Origin of the sequence: Streptomyces boncukensis (assembly GCF_011045075.1) — a bacterium.
GTDB lineage: Bacteria > Actinomycetota > Actinomycetes > Streptomycetales > Streptomycetaceae > Streptomyces > Streptomyces boncukensis.
The window spans coordinates 1-3,057 of sequence record NZ_JAAKZZ010000703.1 but is presented as its reverse complement, the minus strand read 5'-3'; the positions used below and the strand labels follow the sequence as shown (position 1 = coordinate 3,057).

2 protein-coding genes are annotated in these 3,057 nt (G+C 77.1%); both read left to right on the top strand.

The window, feature by feature from the left end; genetic code table 11:
• Positions 1-63 precede the first annotated feature (63 nt).
• On the top strand, positions 64-300 hold the full coding sequence (locus G5C65_RS39825) for an MbtH family NRPS accessory protein (RefSeq protein ID WP_165303010.1): 237 nt from the start codon (positions 64-66) through the stop codon (positions 298-300).
• Positions 297-3,057: beta-ketoacyl synthase N-terminal-like domain-containing protein (locus G5C65_RS34525; protein ID WP_165303009.1), on the top strand; the 2,761-nt coding region annotated here is incomplete at its 3' end. The genes G5C65_RS39825 and G5C65_RS34525, both read left to right, overlap by 4 nt.

Sequence of the window (3,057 nt, the reverse complement as noted above, 5' to 3'; positions counted from 1 at the left end):
CCGCACCGCACCGCACCGCCCCGCCCCCAGGGCTGCCGCCCGGTACTTCGCGAAGGACTTTCGGTGACACTTCCGGCATCAGACGAGCAGGACGGCGGCACGTACCGCGTCGTCGTCAACGACGAGGAGCACTTCTCCCTGTGGCCGGCCGACCGGGCGGAGCCGCCCGGCTGGCACCGTGAGGGCACCACCGGGTCCCGCGAGCGGTGCCTGCGCCGGATCGAGGAGGTCTGGACGGACATGCGCCCGGCCTCCCTGCGGCGGCGGATGGACGGGGACGGGCAGGCGGGTGCCCGGTGACCGGGCACGCGACGGGCACGGCACACGGGCAGCCGCCGCAGGAGCAGGCGGACGACCGGATCGCGGTCGTGGGCTTCTCCGGCCGCTACCCCGGCGCTTCCTGCGCGCAGGAGTTCTGGGACCTGCTGCGCGCGGGCCGGGAGGCGCACACCGAGTTCACCGAGGAGCGGCTGCGCGCCGCCGGGGTGCCCCGGGAACTGCTGGACGATCCCCGGCTGGTGCGCCGCCGCCCGGTGCTGGACGGGGTGGAGTTCTTCGACGCCGCGTTCTTCGGCTGCACCCCGCGCGAGGCCGAGCTGATGGACCCGCAGCAGCGGCTGTTCCTCGAATGCTCCTTCGAGGCGCTGCAGACCGCCGGGTACGACCCGGCCGGCTTCCCCGGCTCCATCGGGGTGTTCGGCGGCGGCGGGCCCACCTCCTACTGGCAGCACCAGCTGTCCGCCGACCCCGGCTATCTGCGCGAAGTGGGCGAGTTCCAGGCGCTGCTGGGCAACGAGAAGGACTTCCTGGCCCCCCGCGTCTCCTACCGGCTGGACCTGCGCGGGCCGAGCATGAGCGTGCTCACCGGCTGCTCGTCGTCGCTGGTGGCGGTGCACCTGGCGGTGCAGAGCCTGCTCGGCGGCGAGAGCGACCTGGCGCTCGCGGGCGGCGTGACCGTCTACTTCCCGCAGCACGCCGGCTATGTGCACAACGAGGGCGGGGTCAACTCGCCCGACGGGCACTGCCGGGCCTTCGCCGCCGACGCGAACGGCACCGTGCCCGGTGACGGCGCCGGCGTGGTGGCGCTCAAGCGGCTGGCCGACGCGCGCGCCGACGGCGACCAGGTGCTCGCGGTGGTGCTGGGCAGCGCCGTGAACAACGACGGCGCGCACAAGGTGGGGTTCACCGCGCCCAGCGTCGACGGCCAGGCCCAGGTCGTCGCCGAGGCGCTGGCCGTCGCGGACGCCGAGCCCGAGTCGATCTCGTACATCGAGGCGCACGGCACCGGCACCCCGCTGGGCGACCGGGTGGAGGTCGCCGCGCTGACGGAGGCGTTCGGCACCGAGAAGCGCGGCTACTGCACGCTCGGCTCGCTCAAGCCGAACATCGGCCACACCGACACGGCCGCCGGGGTGCTGGGCCTGATCAAGGTGCTGCTGGCGCTGCGCCACGAGGAGCTGCCGCCCGCCGCCAACTGCGCGGTGCCGCACCCCGACATCGACTTCCCCAGCACCCCGTTCCGGATCAGCTCGCGGCCCACGCCGTGGCCCCGGGGCACCGAGCCGCGCCGCGCGGGCATCAGCTCCTTCAGCGTCGGCGGCACCAACGCGCACCTCGTCGTGGAGGAGCCGCCGCCCGAGCCGGCAGCGCCGCCCGCCGACCCGCGCCCCCAGCTGCTGGTGCTCTCGGCGCCGGGCGAGGCGGCACTCCAGCGCTCCGGCGGCGCGCTCGCCGAGGCGCTGCGCGCCGGGCAGGCCCCGGCACTGGCCGACGCCGCGCACACCCTGCGGGTGGGCCGGCGGGACCATCCGCACCGCATGGCGCTGGTGTGCCGGGACCGCGCCGAGGCCGTCGCGGCGCTGGACGGCACCGGCATCACCCCGGTCGCCGTGGGCCACGCCGACCCGGCGGGGCCCGCCCCCGACGTGGCGTTCCTCTTCCCCGGCCAGGGCAGCCAGCACCTGGGCATGGGGCGCGGGCTCTACGAGAGCGAGCCGGTGTACCGCTCCGCCGTCGACGAGTGCGCCGCACTCCTCGCGCCCGAACTCGGCGAGGACCTGCGCGCCGCGCTGTTCCCCGGCCACGGGACCGGGAGCGCGCCCGGCGGCGAGCCGGCCGGGGACCAGCCGCCCGGGGACCAGCCGCCCGGGGACGAGCCGGCCGGGGACGGCCCGGCGGCGCTGCGGCTCACCGAGACCCGGCTGGCCCAGCCGGCGCTGTTCACCACGCAGTACGCGCTGGCCAGGCTGCTCGGCGGCTGGGGGGTGCGCCCTGCTGCGCTGCTCGGGCACAGCATCGGCGAGTTCACCGCCGCCTGCCTCGCGGGCGTACTGACGCTGCCGGACGCGCTGCGCGCGGTGGCGCTGCGCGGCCGGCTGCTCCAGGAGTGCCCGCCGGGCGCCATGGCCTCCGTGCCGCTGGCGGCCGACCGGGTGCGCGACCTGCTCGGCGCCGCCGCCGGGGTGTCGGTGGCCGCGGTCAACGGGCCCGCGCAGACCGTGGTCTCGGGCCCCGCAGCGGCGGTCGAGGAGCTGGCCGGGCGGCTGGCGGCCGACGGGCACACCGTCACCCGGCTGCGGACCTCGCACGCCTTCCACTCGGCGCTGACCGACCCGGCGGTCGAGCCGTTCACCGCCGCCATGGCCCAGGTGCGGCTGAGCGCTCCCGAGGTGCCGTTCCTGTCCAACGTGACCGGCACCTGGATCACCCCGCAGCAGGCCACCGACCCGGCCTACTGGGGGCGGCAGCTGCGCGAGCCGGTGCTGTTCGGCGCCGCGCTGGACACCCTGCGCGAGGCGCCCGCGCGCACCCTCCTGGAGGTCGGCCCCGGCAACACGCTGCGCTCCCTGGCCGGGCGCGGCACCCGGCCGCGCGGCGCGCCGGTGATCGCCACGCTGGGCGCCGACCGCCAAGCGGCCGACGCGGGCCCGCTGTTGGAGGCCCTGGCGCAGCTGTGGACGCGCGGCGTCCCGGTGGACCTCGCCGCGCTCGGCGACGGCCGGCGGCGCCGGGTGCCGCTGCCCACCCACCCCTTCGAGCGGCGGCGCTACTTCTGTC